A 22,704-nucleotide genomic window follows, 5' to 3' on the forward strand; every position below is an offset into this window, starting at 1 on the left:
TTTTTATCTGCATCACCGCCGATGGATGTGCATTCTACAGCATTCCCAACCCAATGCAACACCCTTTTTTAAATTTATTGGAATTATTTGATCGAACGCATACTTTTTGAACTGAATAGTTACTTTTATTGGCTTTCCTGAGTGATTAAGAACTTTTTTTAAACAATTAAGTCCAGTAGAATATGTCTCTTGCTTCACACTTTTTGGCACTTTTGATTGAAAATACGGTTTTTGAATATAAAAGCTCGATATCTATTGCTTGCAGTATTATTTACTGCGAGCCCGCTTTGCTATGCCATTTCAACGCACAACTTCTATGAATTAGCACTATCTATATTAAGTTATAGCAAATGGACGAATACATCCCGTCCTTCTATCTGTGTGATTGATAATTCAGAAGCGGCAAGTCAGTTCCAGATGAATATCCGACAGCTTGCCTATGATTATCAGGTTCAGGCAGTAAGCGCGAAAGATTTCCCTAAAACAGAATGTCATGTAGCCTATTTCACCACGACATCACCCCAACAACAGCAGAATCTGATCCAGTCTTATCCATCTCGCTCATTGCTTTCTTTAAGTACCAACAATCCCGCGTGTGAGGTGGGGAGTATTTTCTGCTTATATAATAAGAGAACCTATTCAACTTTTAAGGTTAATCTGGAAGCGCTGAGTTATTCCAAAGTTCATATCGATCCACGAGTTTTACTCTTGGCGAAGAATGCGGAGTAAGTACAGATGATTTCCAATTTATATCAATCAACCTCCTTACATGCATTATTCCGTAAATCTCAGTTTGCGATTTTTGCCATCACTTTTGTAATTTGTTCTTTTACTTTTGCCACAATTTCCATGTTTACCATGGAAACCTACGCTAAACAGAATTTACAACTGTTGAGCCAGACGGTTCTTGAACGAATTCAACCTGCTGTGGTGTTTAGAGATCGTGGGGCAATCGATCAGATTCTAGATGACTATACCCGTGAACATGCCATTCGTACGATCCATGTTTATGACCCTCAACATCAGCTTCTTGCCGAAAGTACTAAAAAAATAGCCCACACCTCAACCATGCAAGATTTAATGGATCGCTGGTTTTTACATGATCCAGTTAAATTAATGATTGTTCATCATAAGAAAAAAGTTGGCGAACTGGTGTTATACGGAAGTTCAGAAAATATTTTGCACTTTCTGAAAACCATTATTATCGGTTTGGCAATTTCAATGTTCTTTATTGTGATTGCTTTATTATGGTCAGTGAATATTACCTACCGCCAAATCATGCAGGCAATTAAACCACTAACCCACATCGCCCAATTGGTGAGTGACCAGAAAGCTTATAATCTTCGTTTTCCAAACAACCATATTAAAGAGTTTCAGAACTTAAATACGGTGTTTAATGAACTGTTAGAAGAAATTCAAATTTGGCACACTCACCTTCAAAAAGAGAATCGTCAACTTTCATTTCAGGCACATCACGATCAGCTCACCGGTTTGCCAAATCGTCATTATTTCTACCAAGAGCTTTTCGATATTTTTGAGAACCCTCAGTATCGTCACAATTCTGCCCTATTATTCATCGACAATAATAATTTCAAGATGATCAATGATCAGTTTGGTCATTTGGCAGGTGATGCTGTTCTAAAAGAAATGGGCGAACGTTTAAAACTTTCTGTCCGCCATGAAGATTTTATTGCCCGTTTGGGTGGGGATGAGTTTGCTATTATCCTGCATTCTATCCATCATGCGGATCACTTACAGACCATTGCTGAAGGTTTACTGGCAAGTTGCAAGGAGCCTTTAGATTTCAACGGTGAAATGATTCATTTTGGTTTTAGCTTAGGGATTGCCTTTTCACAGCTTGCAGAGAATCCAGAGGATTTGATTATGCAAGCGGATCAAGCCATGTATAAAGCTAAAAGTTTAAATCCACATTGGTTTCTTTATAAACCAGAAATTTAGGACATGTTATGCGCGCTCACACCATTAAAATTTCATTTATTGCGTTACTCTGCCTAACATTGGCTGGATGTTTAAGTTTTGGCCCGTTGAAATATCGTCAGGTTAAAATGTTAAAAAAAGAGGGGTTTGTTTTAACGGATGAAGGCTGGAGTCTCGGCTTACCAGAACGTTTATTATTTGATTTTAATAAAGTCGATATTAAGCCAGAGCATCAGCAAGAGATTGTACGTCTTGCAACTCAGCTCAATAAATATGACCTGCAAAAATTAAAAATTGTGGGACATACAGATAATATCGGTAATCCTGAATATAACCAGAAACTCTCGGAAGAACGTGCTCAAAGCGTTTCTACTATTTTCATCAATCAGGGTTTTAAACCAAATAATTTAACTGTTCTGGGTCGTGGTTCAAATCAACCATTTGTGCCAAATACCTCGGATGAGAATCGTGCCAGCAACCGCCGCGTGAATGTGATTATTATTCCTTAATACATTCCTATCATAAAAAAGCCGACTCAATCTAGTCGGCTTTTTTTATTTAAATCAGTTCAATAATATCAATCGTCGGAGGTACTCTAAACCGAAATGGTACACCCACCATTCCTGTGCCCACTGTCACAAACACATCGGCATGCTCATGCGTGTAAAAACCTTTTTTATGCCCAAGAATAGACACCCGCTTCATAATATAGTTGGTAATCCACGGCAATTCGATCTGTCCGCCATGCGTATGGCCCGATAACATTAATGGTCGAGTAGGTAATTCAGGTACCATATCAACGGTGTCAGGATTATGCGACAGAATCAGCCAAGGTTTGTCTTGAGGTAAGTCTGGCATAAAGCGCATATTCGCCTTCCCGGCCCACAAATCACCGATACCAATGAGACGAAACTCATCAAAATCGACAATCTTACCTTCTATATCAAACACATTATTCTGCTCTAACGCTTTGCTCAACAATGCCTGAATCGGTGGGCCAGGATATTGTTCGTCGTGATTACCAGGCACAGAATATACAGGTGCCTCAATTTGTTTGAGTACTTCCAGCTCATGTACCAAACGGTTTTCAGGTTCATAAGTCCAGTCCCCTGCCACCACAACCAAATCAGGTTTTTCTTCGTTCAGTCTTTTCACAATCGTTTTTAACTGACGTTCATGGCCTGAAAATAATCCGACGTGCATATCGGCAACCAATGCGACTTTGACAGGACGGGTAAATTCACGTTTTGGATCGAGGCGATATTGATGACGTTTGATATGAACCTGATGTGGCTCAATAAAGCGCGCATAGATCAGTACGCTACTTAATAAAAAGATGAACCCCGCCTGATGCAAGCTGTAATAACCGACCCAGCCTGCGTAAAGACTAAAGAACCAAAGCGGAACCAATAAATACGAAAGATAAAATGCCAGCAAATGCACAAAGGCTTTAAAAGGATGAATAGTTTCTGTACGTGCCTGATGGATCCAGGCTTGAATAAATGCCCATAATGCCAAAACAGCAAAAATAAGGTAAAAACCAAAAATAATAGTATCTGAATCCGACATTACAGCCCTCATTAACTTCACTTTAGGGACATACGTCTCATCTTATATTTATCTTTTTCGATGAAATGGTATACTCGAGCCCAACTTTTAATCAGTAACGATTATGACGCAATTTTCTCATTTAAATGGCAAACATACAAAGATAAGTACAACCGCTTACAATAAAAATATGCTTGCGATTTATTGCGCCATGACGTTAACGATGACGGGTTGTAGCACGCTACCCAAGCATAAGATCGAGCCTGTGATTCAAACGGTGGGTCAGATCGATACCACCCAGACCTCTTTAGCTCAAGTCATTCGTCCTTTACAAGAACAGCACCCCGATCTGACTGGCTATCATGTGTTGTATGAACCGCTAGAAGCACTGGCTGCCCGTCTCCGTTTGATTGACAAGGCAGAGAAAACGCTCGATTTACAATACTATATCTGGGATAACGACAAGGTTGGTGCTTTGGCACTGCACGCTTTAATTCGTGCCGCTGATCGTGGGGTAAAAGTCAGATTACTGATTGATGATAATAATGCCAAACATACTGAAGGTATTTTCTTAGCGCTGGCACAGCACCCCAATATCGAAGTTAAATTATTTAATCCTTACCGATTTCGTAAATACCGTGCACTGGATATGGTGCTCGACCTAAAACGTATCAACCGCCGAATGCACAATAAGAGCTTTATTGCCGATCATCAGGTGGCCTTGATCGGTGGTCGCAATATGACCAACCAATATTACAATGTCAGTGATACTTATCAATTTTCTGATGTCGATGTGATGTTGTTCGGTACTGCCGTTAACGATATTTCCAAATCATTTGATGATTACTGGAATCATGAATATGCCTATGATGTCCGAGAAATTGTGAATCCAAAATCACATCGACTTAGCTATGAAAGTTTAAAACAGCAACTCGATGAGCACTATAAACGGATTACCGTACAGAATTATGTCGATTTGACCAGCCGCTCCCAGGCCATTGATTCACTCATGAATCGGGATATTTCTCTGGAATGGGTCAAAGCTGAGGTCGTGAAAGATTCACCAGATAAAATCAAATCAAAAGCAAAAAAAGAAGAACATCTGAATTTCCAGCTAATCAATCATCTGGAACAGCCTGAAAAAAATATTGATCTGATTTCAGCGTATTTTGTTCCAGAAAAGAAAGGCGCAAAAATTTTAGGTGACTTAGCCCAAGAAGGCATCAAAGTCCGAGTACTCACCAACTCCTTTAAAGCTAATGACGTCGCTGTAGTCCATGCTTTTTATGGGAAATATCGTCAGGAACTACTGGAAAATGGCGTGCAGCTTTATGAGTTCCTTCCCGCATTGGATAAAAATGATTTAGATAAACATACCGAAGATTTAGCAAAAAAAGCCAAGGTTAATCTTAAGGGACTCAGTCGTTCGAGCCTACATGCCAAATTGATGGCTTTGGATGAGAAACAGGTATTTATTGGCTCATTTAATTTTGATCCACGTTCAGCCTATTTAAATACTGAAATTGGGGTATTACTGAATAGCCCGCCATTAGCGCAAGCTGTACATGCCACCATGGATCAAAACCTGAAAACCTATGCTTATCGTTTAGTGTTGGATGCAAATAAGAAAATTACTTGGCAGAGAGAAACGCCAAGAGGTCCTTTGATTTATACCAAAGAACCTAAAATGAAATGGTGGCAAAAAGCAGGCGTGAAAATCATTTCATGGCTGCCAATCGAAGGCTTTATGTAGACTCAGCCGTTTCTGGCAACACAGTCAATACCTTCTGCTGCAATTTAGCTAAGCCTGCGCGCATCTGGCGATCAACTTCTTTGGTTAAACTATCGACGGTATGCCCTTCGACTGAAATCGCAGGCAAAGTCATCAAATGTGCGGTGACTTTCGGCATTTCTAAAACACGCTGCACATGTTCTGCAAAGGTCATTTCGCCAATAAACGGCGCAACTAGATCGAGCTCTCCGTTCTGATTGACATAGCAAATCACACACACCTGTACAGGACGTTGTGCCTCAATAGCTGCACCCAATAAACGTCCATGCACCTTTTTGACTTTAGTTCCGTCGGTTGTAGTCGCTTCAGGGAAGAACAGAACAGGAATATCCTGTTTTAAAAATTCAGTAATCTGTTCACGGATACGGATTGAATCTCCTGAACCGCGTTTGATAAATAAAGTCCCGCCACCTTTTGCCAGTTTCCCCAAGATCGGCCATCTTTCAACTTCGGCTTTCGCCAGAAAGAAAATTCGTGCGCCAGAACCGAGTACAGCGACATCCAGCCATGAGATGTGATTACTCACCCAAAGTGCAGGTTCGCGTGGAATGGTGCCATGGACTTCGACTTCGATATTGAAAACTTCGCATAAACGGCGGCAAAAGTACTGCACATAACGCGTATTTACAGGATTATTTGGATCCTTATATAAACCATGACGGTAAATCAGATAAAAACCTTCACCTATTGTTTCTAGGCCTGAGGCTAACTTTTTACTATACAAACTCAATTTAGAGATTAGATTTAATGGTGGGTTAGTTACCGCAGTTGCTTCTTGAGTCATAAATCATTAAAACCGTACGCATAGATGCACATGTGCATTGAATTCATCCAGTTATATCATGCCGCTATCTACTTATAAAAGTTACCTGCATCATAAAAAACGAATGCGAGCATAATTTTTTTCAATTTTAAAAGGTTTATTAGATCAATTATTATAAATAAATCGAATTTACTGATTACAAGGTGATGTGATGAATCAGCAAAGCACAACATCAGAAACCCAAACCACCATTCCCTATGGCTATGCTTTAAGAATGATTCTCGGCTGGTCAATTTTATATATGGGCACTCTGGTCGGATTCATTGAGCTTTTACGTCGTAATGTCATATAAATCGAGTAAGCCTTTGCCCTTTACTTGAAGTTTATTCTAGAATAAGACTTTAATAATAAGGATTACCTACTCGCGTGGAAAATTTTGAGCAGCGTCAAAGCGGTGAACGGGCAATTTTAGTCAGTGTGTCTGTTCAGCTACTCGATGATCTTGATGCTGAAGAGTTTCGATTGCTCGCTCAATCCGCTGGTGCTGAAATCCTTGAACATCTTTCTGTTCAACGCAATAAACCTGATCCCAAATTTTTTATCGGATCTGGCAAAGTTGATGAAATCGCTGAACTGGTCAGAGAAACAGAAGCAGAGCTGGTCATTCTCGATCACTCGCTTTCGCCTGCCCAAGAACGTAATCTTGAGCGAATCTTGAAATGTCGTGTGATTGACCGCACAGGTTTAATTCTAGACATTTTCGCCTTGCGCGCCCGTACCCATGAAGGGAAATTACAGGTTGAATTGGCTCAGCTTAAACATTTATCTACTCGCCTGATTCGTGGCTTTACTGGTAATTTAGAACAACAAAAAGGTGGTATCGGTCTACGTGGACCAGGTGAATCACAACTTGAAACTGACCGTCGTTTAATCCGTGTTCGGATTACCCAGCTCAAAGATAAACTGGTAAAAGTACAACAAACCCGTTTGCAAGGTCGTGCAGCAAGACAAAAAGCAGCCATCCCAACCATTTCACTGGTCGGTTATACCAATGCTGGTAAATCAACTTTATTTAATATACTGGCAAAAAGTGATGTCTATGCAGCAGATCAACTGTTCGCAACACTCGATCCAACCTTACGCCGTTTAGACTGGGATGGTATCGGCACTGTGGTATTAGCAGATACCGTAGGTTTTGTCAGAAATCTGCAACATGATCTGGTTGAATCATTTAAAGCCACATTAGAAGAAACCTTAGAAGCCACTTTGCTGCTTCATGTGATTGATAGCAGCAGTCCAAATATGCCAGAACAGATTGAAGCCGTTGAATCTGTTCTCAAAGAAATTGGTACCGATGCGCCAATTTTGCATGTTTATAATAAAATCGACCAGAGTGGCGATGCTGCCAAAATTATTTATAAAGCCGCCGATCTACCTGACCGTGTTTATGTTTCCGCACATTCAGGACAAGGGTTAGACCTACTTGCTCAGGCAGTTCAACAATGTCTATTGGGCCAGTTACAAGATTTTGATTTAGTGTTAAAACCTGCTTATGGGAAACTCCGTACCCAGTTATATACTCTGAATGTCATTCAGTCCGAACATTATGATGACCACGGCAATTTACATTTATCGGTCTGTATTGCGCCGCATAAACTGGAACAACTCATTAAACAGGCACATTTGCCATTAGACGAAATACTTGGAAAAAAAGCTTCCTTATTCCAGCGACCTTTGGAAGAATTTGAGATCGATCAACCATCACCCTAATTGCAATCAGCCATCGTTTAGATCAGCGAGCTTAAGAGAAGAAAATGAAAGAGATTGATTGGACAGCCTGGTTTTTTACGATTTTATTAATCATTGTATATCGTGAGGGGGCTGTTGCGATCACCAAAGCCTTTGGTCATCCAGAATTAGGCAATCTTGTTGGACTGCTGAGCTTACTGGTAACTTTATTGATTTGGAGACGTTTCAAAAAAATCTCCAACCGTTTGATCGATACCAATAACAAGATCATGAAAGAAAGTGCTTTTGCCTTTCTGCCTATTTGTGCGGGTTCATTAATTATGCTGGTGCATTTAGGTAAAGAAATTCCTTTATTTTTATTTATCTTAACCTTTAGTACGTTATTGCCGCTGTGGGTTTACGCCAAAATGGCAAAACGCTGGTTATAAGGGGCTGATCTATGTTTATGGTTATTTATGGATTTATCATCACCCTGATCAGTTACCTGATTGCAAAGCCCTTAAATAAAAAATTCCCGCAAATTCCATTGATTGTTTTTGCTGTCTTTATTGTGATTGGTTTACTGTTCATTTTAGGCGTTCCCTATGAAAGCTATCTGGACAATGTAAATAACGTGTTTAACCATTTACTGGGCTATGTCACTGTGGCCTTGGCGATTCCACTGGCGGCAATGCGCTATGACGATTTGCCGATCAAGTCAATGCTCGGAATTTTATGTTTTGCCAGTATTAGCGCGGTGGCACTGCCGATGGGCTTGGCTTATTTACTGCATATGTCTGAACCGACCATTCTGGCTTTTGCGACGCGTGCCGTGACCACACCGATTGCACTGAATATTGCGACTCTGCTTCATGCACCTCTGATGTTGGTGACGCTGATTGTCATTTTATCTGGGGTGATTGGTGCTGCATTTTCGCCATGGATTTTAAAACACATTCATGATGAACGTGCCTCAGGTCTGGCTTTAGGTCTGGCAGCACATGCCATCGGTACTGCTCAGGCATGGCAACGTGGCCCTGTCGCTGGCCGATATGCCGCCTTCGGCATGGCAGTCAATGGCGTGTTTACAGCAATTTGGCTGCCTACTTTTATTTTATCTTTATCTTAAAATTTGCCACAAATATCAGTTAATTATTGAACTGGTTGTCATAAATCATCCATAATGGCGGGCTTAACGTTAAAAGGATTTTTAATGATGGGCAAACAATTATTAGGTGCGTTATTCTTAACTGCGGTGAGCAGTTTTACTTTTGCAGAGGATATTACGGGGCTCTGGCAAAGTATTGATGACAAAACGGGGGCACCTAAGGCATTAGTTGAAATTCGCAAAGAGACGAATGGCACCTATGCTGGAAAAGTCGTAAAACTCACACCACGTACAGGCTATACACCAAAAGAAACTTGTGTAGATTGTCCTGCGCCATATACCAACAAACCCATTGTCGGTCTGGATGTCGTGACAGGTTTAAAATACACAGATGGTTTGAATTATACCAATGGCCGTATTCTCGACCCGAATACAGGCAAGGTTTATAGTATGAAAGCCAAATTAAGTGCAAATGGCAAACGTCTGCATTTACGTGGTTATCTTGGCGTTTCTGCGCTAGGCCGTAATCAGATCTGGATACGTGCCGAGTAAAAATTTGCAGGGCGACAATCTACCCTGCTTATATTTAAAGACGTTTAAAAAAGCCTCTCATCATCTAAAAATGGAGAGGCTTTTTTTAATGGAAAAATAAAAAACTATTGAATTTTCAAATATAAATATACAACTGTAAAATAATGATTGAATCTTTGATTAGAGATACTACATAATAAAAACGGGTGTTAAACGGATTTTAATGATGAGCAAAAAACTAATAAGCGTTTTATTTTTAACAATGATCAGCAGTTTTACTTTTGCAGAGGATATTACGGGGCTCTGGCAAAGTATTGATGACAAAACAGGGGCACCAAAAGGGTTGGTTGAAATTCGAAAAGAAACCAATGGAACATATACCGGCAAAGTTGTAAAACTCACACCACGTACAGGCTACACACCTAAAGAAACCTGTGTAGACTGCCCTGCACCTTATACCAACAAACCGATTGTAGGTTTAGATGTGGTGACAGGTTTAAAACATAGTGAGGGCCTAAACTATAGCAATGGCCGTATTCTCGATCCGAATACAGGCAAAATTTATAGTATGAAAGCCAAATTGAGTGCAAATGGTAAACGTCTGCATTTACGTGGATATCTGGGTGTTTCTGCACTAGGCCGTAATCAAATCTGGATACGTGCCGAATAAGACATTCTGGTTAATCGAATCAGAAATGCAACTCGGATGATCCAACGTCAATCCATCGTAATCTAAGACAAAGGCTTCTTCATCTTGGTAAAAGGTGAAGAAGCTTTTTCTATTCTCTTTAAAACTGACAGTCATAAAATGATGTCAATGTCAGATCCTCTTACATGTACGTAGCGACATGAGAATCGAGATTAAAAAAGCAATAAAAAGCCCTGTATCAAACAGGGCTTTTTATTTAAAACATTATCAACTTAACGATTTTGTAGCTTGGCATAATCTAAAAGTACATTTGCCGCTTCGGTGATGAAGGTTTCTTCTTCAGGAAGTGGCGGACGTAAATGCGCTTTCATTTTGGCACGTGATTCAACCAGAGCATCAATCGAAGCTTGATAGCTTTCCCAGTTCGCATAAGGTGCCAGACCTGTTGCTGCACGGCGCTGATTTTCAGCATTCAACGTCTGCTTTTCTAGATCAAGTAACTCAGCACGACGCTGGGTGATATCCAGCACCACTTTCTTCTGATCAGAAGTTTTCTTGGCAATCGCTTTACGCGCTTCTAGATACTTAAACTGTGAATCAGCTGCTACACGTTGCTGAGATGATTCCGTTAACTTGGCAATATAAGGTTGTACTGAACCTTCACGTTTAAATGGTGCTGTTGGAATCGTATCCCATTTCAAAGCATTTTTCGCTTTACGTTCACCAAACTCTTCATTGTAGATATCGACGAGTTTGATGTCTGGCACAACCCCTTTATTTTGCGTACTTCCACCCGTAATACGGTAGAACTTACGTTGGGTCAGCGTTGCCTGACCATAAGCCAGTGAATCCAGTTGAACCTGCGCCGTTCCCTTACCTGTAGTGGTACTACCAATGATAATACCGCGCTCATAATCCTGAATCGCAGCCGAGTAAATCTCACTTGCAGAAGCCGATGCCAAGTTGACCAATACAGCCATTGGGCCAGCATAAAGCTGTTCGCCGCCATCCGTATCTTCAAACACATTAACATTGCCATTGCCATCACGGATCTGTACCACTGGCCCTGACTTGATCACCTGACCCAGCATACGCGCCACTTCTTCTAATGAGCCACCCGGGTCATTACGCAAGTCAACCAAAATACCTTCAACTTTTTGAGCTTTCAGCGATTCCAAAGCTTTAGCTGTATCTTCAGAAACTGAGCGATACTCGGTTCCCGCGCGGCGTGAGCGATAGTCGAAATAGAATGATGGAATTTCAAGGACGCCAAATAAGTGTTTTTTACCATCACGGGTGATTTCAACCGTACGCGAACGAACGCCCGCATCTTCTTCCTGAATAATGTCGCGCGTTAAGGTGACATTACGTGCCTGACTCATTGGTGCCCCTGCACCCAATAAACGAACCACTACTTTGGTGCCACGTTTACCACGAATCAAGCCAACAATTTCCGAGCTCGGCCAGCCAATCACATCCACCATTTTATCGCCATCTTGAGCGACACCAATGATGCGGTCTCCTGATTTCACCTGACCAGACTTGCTTGCAGGGCCACCTTCAACGATGGTTTCGATCTTGGTGTAATCTTCATTACCACGTTCTGGACGGATCGAAACACCAATACCCTCAAGTTGCAAGGTGGTTTGACGATTCAGCTCCATCGCATCAATTGGCGGATAATAGTTACTATGCGGATCATAAGTCGCCATCATCGCATTCAGGGTTTTATCAAGTACATCATCACTCTTGACCCGACCAATACGCTCTAACTGGCGGGTATAACGTTTGGTTAGCGTCTGAACTGGAGTTAAATCTTCTGGGCCAGTCAAATCCTGACCATTGGCAAGCGATGGATCTGCTTTTAACGCTTTTTGCTTAGCCTGTTCTTCTTCTTTGCTAATCGTCAAATTAATCAGCTGTGAAACCAGCATTTTTTGCCAATGTGCCCGTTGCTCAGCAGCGGTCTGGAAATACGGTGCTTTTTCACGATCCGTTTCAAGATAGACATCTTTTTGATTTAAGTTCTGTGGCTTCTTCAACTCGGCCAACATAAACTCATAGAACTGTTTCAAACGGTCACGATATTGAGCATGAATCGCAAAAGGTCCAGTTAAGTTCCCTGCTTTTAATGAGCTACCAAAAGTTGAACCATACTTATTCTTATAGTCCGCAACTTCACCGCTTAAAAATAATGAATGATCTGGATCAAGACTATCAAGATACATATCCAAAATACGGTTTGAAGTGGTTGCATCTAAACGCATATTCAAATAATGCTGGCGATCAACCAAAGTTGCGAGCTGACGTGACACGAGCGCTTGTTCTTGTGATGGCTTGATAACGGTTGAAACAACTGGAGTTTCGGTCGCCGCAAACGCCTCATTCATGGTATGAGAGAAAAATAAACCACCAGTCGCAATCGCAACTGCACACGCTATCATTTGAAGTTTCATAAAATTTTGGTACTTCCTTGGATATGGCAATTATTACACGCTGATACTGTCAATATGAACACATTTCATTCGATACTTTACCAACTTGCAGAACTCATTGGTCGTCATAAATAAATGACCAATAAGCACTTATCATCAATATCATGTAGTTTTATCATATTCTGTACTGACAAAATGTAGCAAATCATTGCACAATTTAGCTATCGTTTTTTTCATCAAAATTCAAACGGAATCCTTATGATCGGCGCATTGATGCTAGATATTGCTGGCACAGAACTTACTCAAGAAGATATTGAACTATTACAAGCTCCGCAAGTCGGTGGCATGATTTTATTTGCGCGCAACATTGAATCACCTCAACAAGTCCGTGCTTTAACCGATCATATGCGTCAAGTCCGTCCAGATATTCTGATTGCTGTCGATCAGGAGGGTGGACGTGTACAGCGCTTAAGACAAGGCTTCACCTTGTTACCTGCAATGGGACGCTTAGGCGCGCGTTATCTCACTCATCCTGAGCAGGCAATCGAACTGGCTGAACAATGTGGCTGGCTCATGGCGATTGAAGTATTGGCTGTTGGTATTGATTTTAGCTTTGCACCTGTTTTAGACCTGAATGACGTTAGTGATGTGATTGGCGACCGCGGCTTTGCAAAAAATATGCAGGACATCGTTCCACTTGCAGATGCCTTTATGCGAGGTATGAAAAAAGCAGGGATGGCGACGACGGGTAAACATTTCCCAGGTCATGGTTCAGTCAAAGCTGACTCACACGTTGCAGCCGCAATCGACAGTCGTTCATATCAAGAAATCTATGACAAAGATATGCAAAGCTTTATCAAGTTGATGCCTCAACTCGATGCCTTGATGCCAGCTCATGTGATCTATGATCAAGTTGATCCAAATCCAGCAGGTTTCTCACCATTCTGGTTACAAGAAATCTTACGTAAACAACTTAAATTTGACGGCGTACTTTTCTCAGATGACTTGAGTATGCAAGCTGCCTGTGTTGCAGGTGGTGCAGATGCACGTATCCAAGCAGCATTAAATGCAGGTTGCGATATGGGACTAGTGTGTAATGACCGCGCCGCTGCATGTATCGCATTGGATGGCATCCAGTCACTGGCTTTACCAAACCAACAACGTTTAGAACGTATGCGCGGTAAAATTCCAAATATCCAAATCGGTACCACATTAACTTTAGACGATGAAAACTGGCATAACGTCAGAAAAGTCATTGAAGAATTTAAGAATTCGTTCTAACTTTAATCAGATTTTTAATTGTTCTATTCACATAATGGAATCTTGCCGAGTGCTCATCTGATTAAAGGATTTGGCCTTCGGCTCGACTTACTTTTCAGGGATGAAAAGTAAGCAAAAATCCTTTGTTAGGCTGAGGGTACATCCTTGTAACCCCAGCCCAACGGCGGCATCCATGCCGCCCCACGATAGTAAATAACAAGCCTAAATCAAGATGTAGTCAAAACACTCTATATTTTAAAGAGATGAGTTTTATATCTAAATTAGGAAAAAATAGAGTCTAGGACAGATGACACAACAACTTTCAAAACATCGCCATATTTCATTTACTGCACACTACACAGGCTATATCTGGTATCAAATGGGAATCTCACATCCAGCACTGGCAACAAAAAAAGGTAAGACCCTAGCCGCCTTAGTCCACCCAATTGAAAGCTGGGCCGAAAAATATGTTGGCGGCAGCATGCGTACCACATTAAAACAACGCCACACCATGCTTGATTCACATTTAGAAACGCTAATTCAGCAACATCCCGACTTGCAGGTACTGGAAATTGCCTGTGGCCTATCCCCTCGCGGCTGGTGGTTTAGACAACATTATCCTGAGATCACCTATCGTGAACTAGACTTGCCAGACATGGCAGCCACCAAGCAGGCAGCGTTACAACAGATTGAACAAAATACCGATGAAGTGTTGTCTGTCGACTTATTTACTGAAGCATTTGCTTCGGTATTTGAAGTCTTTGACCCGCAACGTCCATTGGTGATCATGAGCGAAGGGCTGATCAACTACTTTGAAAAGCCATTATTACAGCAACTCATTCAAGCCATTGCCACCTACGGCCAAAATTTTAAAGAACTGCACTATTTAACAGATATTTATCCAGAACCAACACAAAACAAATTAGCCACCATTATCTGGAATAGCAGCCGTTTACTCAAATGGATGTCACGCAGTGCCTTTAGCTTTCATTTCAAAACCCCTCTCGAAGTCGAAAACTTTTTTCATGCAGCAGGTTTTAACCAAGTCGATGTCTTGCAACCCAAACAATTTTTTGAACAGACCGCTTTAGAAAACAAGCAACAACATTTAGGCGATTTAGTCTGGGTCATTCAGGCAAGCAATAAATAATCCTCAATAAAAAAGGGAAATGGTTCGTCCACTTCCCTTTTCCAATTTTGAAAGATTGATTAAATCTGTTTTTGACGCTCAATAAAGCGGGTTAAGCGCTCAGCCACATCAAAACTACCGTGTTTAAATAAGATACGTAAGCCTTGTTCTGTTGCATCAAAAATTAAGCATTCAATTTTAAACTCGCCTTCTTCATCCACTAAATTCAAAGCCAAATCGCGTGGATGCTGACTGACAAAATCAAGTTGTTCCTGCTGATGAAGCTTCAAGTAAACGCCAAAGAAGGTGATATCAACAATCCTCACCGCTGCCTCAGTATCTAAATGACGATGGGTCAGTTTGGTTTCTGGTTGCAAGACTGCAATACGTTCTTCACCACGACGCTCAATCTGTTGCATCTGTTCACGATTCATCGGAATGATGCCCTCCAGATTTTCGATAGATTCACCTTTTAAGAAGGTGGTAAACAGATTCATGGTTTCTTTACGACGTTGCAATTGCGGGACATGATCTGCATTGGCAATCAAGGCAAACTGCATGTCTTGGCATTGCAAGGCAAAATCGGCGTTTTCATGGGGCAAGGTAAAGCTATCGTACTGCCCTGCCGCAACCAACGTTTTACATTGTGGTACAGGTACATTACTTAAACGCAATAAGCGGTTGCAGTTAATTTCATAACGCTCGCGCTCTGTGGCACTAAATTCTGCCATTTGTCTGAAGAACAGGCGCTTAGCAGTTGGCGACATGCGTGTTTTGTCCAATTTCGCATGATTCACAAGATAGAGAATAACAGCCTGTCCAAACTCTTCCATGCGATCTTCACGCATTAAATGCAAAGACTCTTCAAGCAGCATACGCCAGCTTTTACGTGTCTTCTGCATGACCCCCATCAATACCATACGGTCAATCAGTTCTGGACGTTGGTCTGCAAATGAAGAAGCAACCACCGACCCCAATGACATCCCCATCATTGAAACCTTATCGATACCAACAATATCAAGCCATTGACCAAGCATTTTTGATAAATCAGGGAGTTCCAGAATTCCAGCAGATTCACCTGTATCAACATTACGAATCTGTTGATTCGCGCCCATTGACGGTAAATCGATTAAAATCACAGGCCCGCTCTCAAAGAGTTGCTCAACGCAATACTTATAAGAGTTAAAATTTTGAAATGCGCCCCCGACAATGACAATCGGCGTGTTATAGATCGTTTTAGGATCTGCAATCGCCATATATTCAATTTTCCAACCATCGATCCATGTTGTACGCGCTGGTTGTTTAAAACTGTTTTTATTGTATATGTCGAAAAAACCAAAGCCTGTGTAGGTATGATTTATATCCGAGTCCATTTGGATAATGGAATTCATGTCCTTCCTCCATCCTTGTTTATTTTTCTGTTGCAAGCATCACACTTTTACCGATTGCTAGCTGCAAGTTAACAAATTTATAAAATTTGTATTACATTTATCCTATACTTTTTCATTCTATACATATGCACGTTTTATACGCAATCATTTCCTTAACCACTTATCTTGTTTAAATGAATAATCTTTTGCAAAATATGTAGTCTTGGCTTTAGATTCAATATCTTCATCGCACTAAAATAAAAAATTTTGCGCCAATTAACGTTTTATAATTTTTTGAATTGTTAGTTTCGCCTATTCATTGTTCAGCATTTGGCTGTTACTATCTTTATAAATACATGCAAATATCAAACTGCTATGCAAGACTCTATTCAAAATTATATGCAACAAGTCGGTGCTCAAGCGCGTCAGGCATCTCGTATGTTAACGAGTGCATCAACGCATTTGAAAAATCATGCCTTGTCTGCCATCTATACAGCCTTGGAAAATAATCAGGCTCAGATTTTAGCAGCCAATCAAATTGATATGGACAATGGTCGCCAACGTCAATTGGATAGCGCCCTGCTGGATCGTTTAGAGCTTACCCCCGCACGCTTTAAAGGCATGCTCCAAGGCTTAAAAGATGTAATTGGTCTTGTTGACCCGATTGGTGAAATTACAGATTTGGCTTATCGCCCTTCAGGTATCCAGTTGGGTAAAATGCGCGTTCCTTTGGGCGTGATCGGGATGATTTACGAATCAAGACCGAATGTGACCCTTGAAGCGGCATCACTGGCGTTGAAATCTGGTAATGCGATTATTTTACGTGGTGGTTCAGAAGCACTTGAGTCAAACAAGGCGATTGCGACTGCGATCCAGCATGGTTTACAACTTTCGGGCTTGCCTGAGCATGCGGTTCAGGTGATTGATACACCAGATCGTGCAGCCGTTGGACATCTCATTACCATGACTGAGTTTGTTGATGTAATTGTTCCGCGCGGTGGTAAAAGCCTGATCGAACGTATCAGCAATGAAGCACGTATTCCTGTCATTAAACATTTAGATGGCAACTGCCATGTGTTTGTTGAAGCTCAGGCTGACCTGCAAAAGGCGTTACCGATTGCCCTGAATGCAAAAACGCATCGCTACGGCGTATGTAATGCCATGGAAAGTTTATTGGTTGACGAAGCAATTGCGGAAGAATTCTTACCACGTATTGCTGAACTGTATGCCGAAAAGCAGGTTGAACTGCGTGGCTGCCCTGAAACTCAACGTATTTTAGGTGTCTCGGTCAAGGCTGCAACAGAAGAAGACTGGTACACTGAATATCTAGGGCCAATTCTTGCTGTAAAAGTTGTGACTGGAATGGATGAGGCAATTGAGCATATCAATAAGTATGGTTCACACCATACCGATGCCATCATTACCGAAAACTTTAGTCTAGCACGCGAGTTTTTGGCACGCGTTGATTCGAGCTCAGTGATGATCAATGCTTCTACCCGCTTTGCTGATGGTTTTGAATATGGTCTAGGCGCAGAAATCGGGATTTCAACCGATAAAATCCATGCTCGTGGCCCAGTTGGTCTAGAAGGTTTAACCTCACAAAAATGGATTGTATTTGGCGACGGTCAAATCCGCCAATAATTAAATTTGCTATATAAAAACGCCTGATATTGATCAGGCGTTTTTTTATTTTTATTACTTATGCAGTTAAGTTCAGATTTCTTGACATATGCCCTTGCTTAGATCAAGTTGTTGCATGACCTGCGTAACAATTTGCTCAGGTGATAAAGCAATATCAATCGTAATTGCTTCATAAGCATCAGGTTCTTCTAAAGTATCCAGTTGGGTTTGTAATAAGGATGGATCAAAGAAATGTCCCGATCTGGCTGCCAGCCTTTGTTGTAATAACTCATACGAGCCTTTTAAGTACAGAAACTTAATGTTCTGATCTTGTCCTCTTAAAATATCACGATACATTCGTTTTAAAGATGAGCATGTAAATACCGTGGTTTCACGCATGCTTTGCTTTGTTTCGATCACCTGACGAATGGCTTGTAACCAAGGTAGACGATCTTCATCTGTCAAAGGTATACCTTGGCTCATCTTACTTTTGTTGGCAACCGAATGCAGTGTATCACCATCAACAAAATCACAAGCCAGACGCTCCGACAATAACTCACCAATGAGGGTTTTTCCTGTCCCACAGACACCCATTGCAATCACAATCATGAATTATCTCCCTCTAATCCTTACAAAATAGCGCTAAGCAACAATGTAAAAGACAAACCAAGTACCGAAATAATCGTTTCCAGTACCGACCAAGTTTTAAGTGTCTGTCCAACCGTCATACCAAAATACTCTTTGATTAGCCAGAAACCTGCATCATTCACATGCGAAAAAATTAAAGAGCCAGAACCTGTCGCTAATACCAGAAGTTCAGGTCTAACCACCACACCAGCTGCCGCAGCAATCGGTGCAACAATACTACACGCCGTCGCCATAGCCACTGTAGCCGAGCCTGTTGCCAGACGTATCAAAGCGGCGACAAACCACCCTAACAGTAAAGGTGAAAGATTTGCTTTTAAAGCAGTCGATACAATTTCATGGGAAATCCCACTATCTCTTAAAATACCACCAAAACCGCCGCCTGCACCGACAATCAACAAAATACCAGCAATTGACGCCAGACATCCACCACAGAATTTTTCGATTTGCTCACGATTGAATCCTTGCATGGAACCAAAGGTAATAAAGCTGACCAGTACTGCAATCAGCAATGCAATATCAGAAGAACCAATGAAACGTAATAGCTCATTTGGAAAGGTTTTTGGAGCAAAGAAAATATCTGCCCAACTTCCGACCAGCATGAGTACAACAGGTAACATGATCGTAAACAGCGTAAGACCAAAGCTTGGTAATTCACGAGTTCTATCATGATTTACTTCAACAAATTGTGTCGCCAATGGGTTGTTTTCAGGCAATTTGACATACTTGTTGATCCATAAAGCATATAACGGACCCGCAACAATGGCAGTCGGAACACCGACCAATAAACTGTACATAATTGTTTTGCCAATATCAGCATGATAGGCCTGAACTGCGAGTAAGGCAGCGGGATGTGGGGGAATTAAACCATGCACCACCGATAGACCTGCGACCATGGGCAAGCCAACGACAAGTAACGATTTACCTGTCCGCTTAGCAATATTGAATACGATTGGGATCAGTAGTACAAAACCGACTTCAAAAAAAACTGGAAGACCAACGATAAGTGCAATAAACATCATGGCCCAATGAATATACTTTTCACCAAACCAATCAATTAAAGTAATTGCAATTCGTTCTGCACCGCCCGACTCGGCCATCATCTTGCCGAGCATGGTGCCTAACGCAATCACAATTGCAAGGTGGCCCAAAGTGTTCCCAGTCCCCTTTTCATAGGATTTGACAATCCCGTCCATTGGCATACCAACGGCAAGACCTAAACCGAGAGAAACAATAATCAGAACTAAAAAGGGATAAATTCGAAACTTCGCAATCATAACCACTAAAGCAATAATCGCGATTACAGTGTAGATAAGCAACATGCCACCTTGAACCGTCTCCATGTAAAACTTCTCCTTGGAGTAATACTATTTAGGCACCAACCTAAACAAAGGTCTTCAATCACAGTAATCCTACTGTTGAGACACTAATTTTTTATATTTAGATATGACCAGCGTTCACTGGCCATAACGACACGACATCTAAAGCGCATAAAATGCACTTCATTTTTTATAAATTTTGACTACATTTACAAAGCTTTTAACTGGCTCGCAATTTGTGCCAAGCGAGTAATTTCAGCCCAGTCCTGAGACGCGACCACCGCTTTAGGTGTTAACCATGAACCACCGACGCACACGACATTAGGTTGCTTTAAGAAATCTGGTGCTGACTCAGCCGTGATTCCACCCGTTGGACAAAAACATAAGTTTGGAAATGGACCATAAAAGGCTTTTAGCATTTCAACACCGCCAGCCTGTTGAGCTGGAAAGAACTTCACGATGTCATAGCCCAATTCAATTGCCTGAATCAGATCACTTGGTGTCATCACACCCGGCAATAGAGGTAAGCCAGCATCTTGTGCAGCCAAATGCAGATCTTTAGTTAAACCCGGAGATACACCAAATTGAGCACCTGCTTTTTTAGCTTGAGCACAATGTTCTGGTTTGGTAATCGTACCCACACCCACCACAATGTCATCAGCCAATTGACTCGCACGCTCAATAGCAGCAAGTCCCGCGGCGGTACGTAAGGTAATCTCAAGAACTTTTACACCACCCGCATGTAACGCGCGTGATACATCTTCACCTTGCTCGGCAGAATCAAATGCCAATACAGGAATGACTGGACCTAATTTGACGATATCTTCAATTTTAATCATTATTTTTCAGTTCCTTTGATTCAAATCTGCTCTGGCGAATTTTCACCAACTAATGCACCAAACACAGATGCGCCGTGTTCAGCTGGCGCAGCAGCAGCACGGAAAACACCAAATAATTCACGGCCAAAGCCAACTTCGTTTTCAGCCTGATGTTCTGGCTGCGCAACAGGTCGTGCTTGCCATACATCGTTATCTATTTCAACATCGAGTACGCCTGCCTCAGCATCAATGATCAACATGTCCCCAGTTTGAACTTTAGCAATCGGTCCATTTAACAAAGCTTCTGGAGATAAATGAATTACCGCAGGAACTTTGCCTGAGGCACCAGACATACGCCCATCCGTCACTAAAGCAACATGGAAACCTTGATCTTGTAAAACACCCAGCACTGGCGTCAGACGATGCAATTCAGGCATACCGTTGGCACGGGCACCTTGAAACCGAACAACTGCAATAAAGTCCCGATGCAACTCACCACGATCAAACGCAGCTTGCACAGCTTCTTGAGAATCAAAGACAATTGCGGGAGCTTTAACTTTACGATGTTCAGGTGCAACAGCAGAAATCTTGATGACACCACGACCAAGGCGACCTTGCATTAAACGCAAGCCACCATCTGGTTGAAACGGGGCGTCAATGCTACGAAGGACTTTATCATCAAGACTTTGAACCACACCGTCAACCCAAATGAGTTTAGCGTCAATTAATTTAGGTTCTTTTGTATAATGTTGTAAGCCTTTACCAGCAACTGTCGTTACATCGTTATGTAGTAAACCAGCCTCGAGTAAGTTACGAATAAGGAATGCTACTCCACCCGCAGCTTGGAAATGGTTTACATCGGCTTTACCATTTGGATAGATTTTTGCGAGTAGCGGAACAACAGCAGACAACTCATCAAAGTCATCCCAGTCAATCAAAATGCCAGCCGCACGTGCAATTGCAATAAGGTGTAACGTGTGATTGGTTGAACCGCCTGTAGCAAGCAATGCGACGATGCCATTAATAATGGCTTTTTCATCAACAACATGACCAATTGGTGTGTAGTTACCTCGCTCTGCAGTTAAGTCAAGAACACGCTTAGCAGCTTCAGCGGTCAGTGCATCACGTAATGGTGTATGAGGGTGAACAAATGCGGCGCTCGGCAAATGCAAACCCATCACTTCCATGAGCATCTGGTTACTGTTTGCAGTACCGTAGAATGTACATGTCCCCTGACCATGATAGGCTGCTGATTCAGCTTCAAGCAAAGCATCGCGCCCCACTTGGCCTGTAGCAAATTGCTGACGGATTTTGGCTTTATCATCATTCGATAAACCACTACTCATCGGACCAGCGGGAACAAAAATCGTCGGTAGATAACCAAATTGTAAGGCACCAATCAGTAAGCCTGGCACGATCTTATCGCACACCCCGAGGCACAATGCAGCATCGAACATGTTATGCGAAAGTGCAATCGCGGTACTCATTGCAATTGTTTCACGTGAAAACAATGACAATTCCATACCGGCATTACCTTGAGTAATACCATCACACATTGCTGGTACACCCCCAGCAAACTGTGCCACACCACCATTTTCACCAGCGGCTGTTTTTATAATATCTGGAAACGTTTTGTAAGGGGCATGTGCCGAAAGCATTTCATTATATGAAGACACAATACCAATATTAGGTTCACGTCCAACTTTAATAATTAATTTTTCATTATCTTCCATGCTGGCAAAACCATGCGCTAGGTTGGCACACGAAAGGGCGCCACGAGCTGGAAATTTACCTTGGGCATGTTCAATACGTTGTAAATATGCAGAACGCGTTTTTTGGCTACGCGCAATTACTCGTTCGGTAACTTTTGCCAATATTGGGTTGGGCAAGTCCATGCTGGACGCTCCTGTACAACTGGATAAGCTGGAAAATAAATAGAACAGATGATCGACATCCTGATCACCTGTTAAAGGATGTACAATAGTATTAATGCAAAAAGCGACATGCAAGCCCTCAGCAATGCAACAAACTTGTACAAAATAACAGCGTGA

The 22,704-nt window shown here is 41.7% G+C and carries 21 protein-coding genes; 13 read left to right on the top strand and 8 right to left on the bottom strand.

The features are described from left to right. Nucleotides 1-255: 255 nt before the first annotated feature. The 3 genes from EC846_RS11255 to EC846_RS11265 are packed head-to-tail and all read left to right on the top strand — an operon-like array spanning nucleotide 256 to nucleotide 2,447. A complete protein-coding gene (locus EC846_RS11255; protein ID WP_005259689.1) occupies nucleotides 256-729 on the top strand; it encodes a YfiR family protein in 474 nt (157 codons plus the stop codon). Between the two features lie 6 nt (nucleotides 730-735). Beyond that, nucleotides 736-1,959 carry a diguanylate cyclase domain-containing protein gene (locus EC846_RS11260; RefSeq protein ID WP_004775756.1) on the top strand — a complete coding sequence of 408 codons (1,224 nt, stop codon included), beginning with the start codon at nucleotides 736-738 and terminating at the stop codon, nucleotides 1,957-1,959. An 8-nt stretch (nucleotides 1,960-1,967) separates the two neighbouring features. After that, the gene (locus EC846_RS11265) at nucleotides 1,968-2,447 is read left to right on the top strand and encodes an OmpA family protein (protein ID WP_123775224.1); all 480 of its coding nucleotides are present in this window, start codon (nucleotides 1,968-1,970) and stop codon (nucleotides 2,445-2,447) included. Nucleotides 2,448-2,496: 49 nt separating this feature from the next. On the opposite strand, the gene EC846_RS11270 is transcribed toward EC846_RS11265, so the two are convergent. Then, the gene (locus tag EC846_RS11270) at nucleotides 2,497-3,507 is read right to left on the bottom strand and encodes a metallophosphoesterase (protein ID WP_123775225.1); all 1,011 of its coding nucleotides are present in this window, start codon (nucleotides 3,505-3,507) and stop codon (nucleotides 2,497-2,499) included. 169 nt (nucleotides 3,508-3,676) lie between these two features. Between EC846_RS11270 and EC846_RS11275 the strand changes: the two genes are divergently transcribed. Beyond that, the gene (locus EC846_RS11275; protein WP_227504695.1) at nucleotides 3,677-5,239 is read left to right on the top strand and encodes a phospholipase D family protein; all 1,563 of its coding nucleotides are present in this window, start codon (nucleotides 3,677-3,679) and stop codon (nucleotides 5,237-5,239) included. Here the strand turns inward: EC846_RS11275 and EC846_RS11280 are convergent. Next, nucleotides 5,232-6,062, bottom strand: a complete 831-nt coding sequence (locus EC846_RS11280) for a lysophospholipid acyltransferase family protein (protein WP_123775226.1) — start codon at nucleotides 6,060-6,062, stop codon at nucleotides 5,232-5,234. The two genes, EC846_RS11275 and EC846_RS11280, sit on opposite strands and share 8 nt — an antisense overlap. Before the next feature lie 190 nt (nucleotides 6,063-6,252). Between EC846_RS11280 and EC846_RS18330 the strand changes: the two genes are divergently transcribed. The 6 genes from EC846_RS18330 to EC846_RS11305 all read left to right on the top strand — a co-directional run bounded on the left by EC846_RS18330 (nucleotide 6,253) and on the right by EC846_RS11305 (nucleotide 10,078). Then, on the top strand, nucleotides 6,253-6,393 hold the full coding sequence (locus EC846_RS18330) for a hypothetical protein (protein WP_171248588.1): 141 nt from the start codon (nucleotides 6,253-6,255) through the stop codon (nucleotides 6,391-6,393). Nucleotides 6,394-6,467: 74 nt separating this feature from the next. Next, on the top strand, nucleotides 6,468-7,811 hold the full coding sequence (hflX, locus tag EC846_RS11285) for a ribosome rescue GTPase HflX (RefSeq protein ID WP_123775227.1): 1,344 nt from the start codon (nucleotides 6,468-6,470) through the stop codon (nucleotides 7,809-7,811). Between the two features lie 44 nt (nucleotides 7,812-7,855). Then, nucleotides 7,856-8,218 (top strand): hypothetical protein, encoded by a 363-nt coding sequence (locus tag EC846_RS11290; RefSeq protein ID WP_005259695.1) that lies wholly within the window; start codon nucleotides 7,856-7,858, stop codon nucleotides 8,216-8,218. A gap of 11 nt (nucleotides 8,219-8,229) precedes the next feature. Then, nucleotides 8,230-8,898 (top strand): LrgB family protein, encoded by a 669-nt coding sequence (locus tag EC846_RS11295; protein ID WP_004775764.1) that lies wholly within the window; start codon nucleotides 8,230-8,232, stop codon nucleotides 8,896-8,898. Nucleotides 8,899-8,985: 87 nt separating this feature from the next. Beyond that, a complete protein-coding gene (locus tag EC846_RS11300) occupies nucleotides 8,986-9,429 on the top strand; it encodes a DUF2147 domain-containing protein (protein ID WP_062847840.1) in 444 nt (147 codons plus the stop codon). 205 nt (nucleotides 9,430-9,634) lie between these two features. After that, the gene (locus tag EC846_RS11305) at nucleotides 9,635-10,078 is read left to right on the top strand and encodes a DUF2147 domain-containing protein (RefSeq protein WP_373869378.1); all 444 of its coding nucleotides are present in this window, start codon (nucleotides 9,635-9,637) and stop codon (nucleotides 10,076-10,078) included. A 251-nt stretch (nucleotides 10,079-10,329) separates the two neighbouring features. On the opposite strand, the gene EC846_RS11310 is transcribed toward EC846_RS11305, so the two are convergent. Next, nucleotides 10,330-12,513, bottom strand: coding sequence for a carboxy terminal-processing peptidase (locus EC846_RS11310; protein ID WP_005259699.1), 2,184 nt, complete (start codon nucleotides 12,511-12,513; stop codon nucleotides 10,330-10,332). 237 nt (nucleotides 12,514-12,750) lie between these two features. On the opposite strand from EC846_RS11310, the gene nagZ reads away from it, so the two are divergent. Both nagZ and EC846_RS11320 read left to right on the top strand, forming a co-directional pair. Further along, on the top strand, nucleotides 12,751-13,773 hold the full coding sequence (nagZ, locus tag EC846_RS11315) for a beta-N-acetylhexosaminidase (RefSeq protein ID WP_123775228.1): 1,023 nt from the start codon (nucleotides 12,751-12,753) through the stop codon (nucleotides 13,771-13,773). A 286-nt stretch (nucleotides 13,774-14,059) separates the two neighbouring features. Then, complete coding sequence (locus tag EC846_RS11320) at nucleotides 14,060-14,902, top strand: class I SAM-dependent methyltransferase (protein WP_123775229.1); 843 nt, start codon at nucleotides 14,060-14,062, stop codon at nucleotides 14,900-14,902. A 59-nt stretch (nucleotides 14,903-14,961) separates the two neighbouring features. On the opposite strand, the gene EC846_RS11325 is transcribed toward EC846_RS11320, so the two are convergent. Next, nucleotides 14,962-16,272 carry an alpha/beta fold hydrolase gene (locus EC846_RS11325; RefSeq protein ID WP_123775230.1) on the bottom strand — a complete coding sequence of 437 codons (1,311 nt, stop codon included), beginning with the start codon at nucleotides 16,270-16,272 and terminating at the stop codon, nucleotides 14,962-14,964. A gap of 354 nt (nucleotides 16,273-16,626) precedes the next feature. On the opposite strand from EC846_RS11325, the gene EC846_RS11330 reads away from it, so the two are divergent. Then, nucleotides 16,627-17,892: a glutamate-5-semialdehyde dehydrogenase gene (locus tag EC846_RS11330; RefSeq protein ID WP_123775231.1), complete on the top strand. Its 1,266-nt coding sequence runs from the start codon at nucleotides 16,627-16,629 to the stop codon at nucleotides 17,890-17,892. Between the two features lie 72 nt (nucleotides 17,893-17,964). Here the strand turns inward: EC846_RS11330 and EC846_RS11335 are convergent, their stop codons facing one another. From EC846_RS11335 to edd, 4 genes are all read right to left on the bottom strand, one after another. Further along, entirely contained in the window at nucleotides 17,965-18,480 is a 516-nt protein-coding gene (locus EC846_RS11335; protein ID WP_123775232.1) for a gluconokinase, read from the bottom strand. Nucleotides 18,481-18,500: 20 nt separating this feature from the next. Continuing rightward, nucleotides 18,501-19,859, bottom strand: a complete 1,359-nt coding sequence (locus tag EC846_RS11340; RefSeq protein WP_123775233.1) for a GntP family permease — start codon at nucleotides 19,857-19,859, stop codon at nucleotides 18,501-18,503. A gap of 185 nt (nucleotides 19,860-20,044) precedes the next feature. Further along, nucleotides 20,045-20,674, bottom strand: coding sequence for a bifunctional 4-hydroxy-2-oxoglutarate aldolase/2-dehydro-3-deoxy-phosphogluconate aldolase (gene eda / locus EC846_RS11345; RefSeq protein ID WP_123775234.1), 630 nt, complete (start codon nucleotides 20,672-20,674; stop codon nucleotides 20,045-20,047). A 20-nt stretch (nucleotides 20,675-20,694) separates the two neighbouring features. After that, a complete protein-coding gene (edd, locus tag EC846_RS11350; protein ID WP_004775777.1) occupies nucleotides 20,695-22,548 on the bottom strand; it encodes a phosphogluconate dehydratase in 1,854 nt (617 codons plus the stop codon). Nucleotides 22,549-22,704: the final 156 nt, after the last annotated feature.

This window comes from Acinetobacter sp. BIGb0102 (assembly GCF_003815055.1).
In the GTDB taxonomy this organism is placed as follows: domain Bacteria; phylum Pseudomonadota; class Gammaproteobacteria; order Pseudomonadales; family Moraxellaceae; genus Acinetobacter; species Acinetobacter vivianii.